The sequence below is a fragment of the Rhizobium mayense genome (assembly GCF_030272705.1).
Lineage (GTDB): Bacteria > Pseudomonadota > Alphaproteobacteria > Rhizobiales > Rhizobiaceae > Rhizobium > Rhizobium mayense.
In genome coordinates, this window is record NZ_JARFYM010000129.1 from 1 (window position 1) to 423 (window position 423).

Annotated in this window: 1 protein-coding gene; it reads right to left on the bottom strand. The window is 65.7% G+C overall.

Annotation, left to right across the window (positions count from 1 at the left end):
• The coding region (locus tag PY649_RS35355; RefSeq protein ID WP_285873631.1) for an electron transfer flavoprotein subunit alpha/FixB family protein at positions 1-423 on the bottom strand (423 nt) is incomplete at both ends.

Sequence of the window (423 nt, forward strand, 5' to 3'; positions counted from 1 at the left end):
GGCGAGATGCTGGATGGCCCCAGATATGCCGCAGGCGATATAGAGCTGCGGCGCGACCACCTTGCCGGTCTGCCCCACCTGCCAGTCGTTCGGCGCATAACCGGCATCGACGGCAGCGCGGGAAGCGCCGACAGCCGCACCGAGCTTGTCGGCCACCGGCAGGATGACCTCGCGGAATTTTTCGGCCGAACCAAGCGCGCGGCCACCGGAGATGATGATCTTCGCGGACGTCAGTTCCGGACGATCGGAAGTCGACAGCGCGTCCCTGACGAAGGTCGAAAGACCGGGATTGGCCACTGCCGGGATCGCCTCGACGGCAGCCGGGCCACCTTCCGAAGCCGAGGCGAACGAGGCGGTGCGCACGGTAATGACTTTTTTGGCGTCGGTCGCCTGCACCGTCTGGATGGCGTTGCCGGCATAGAT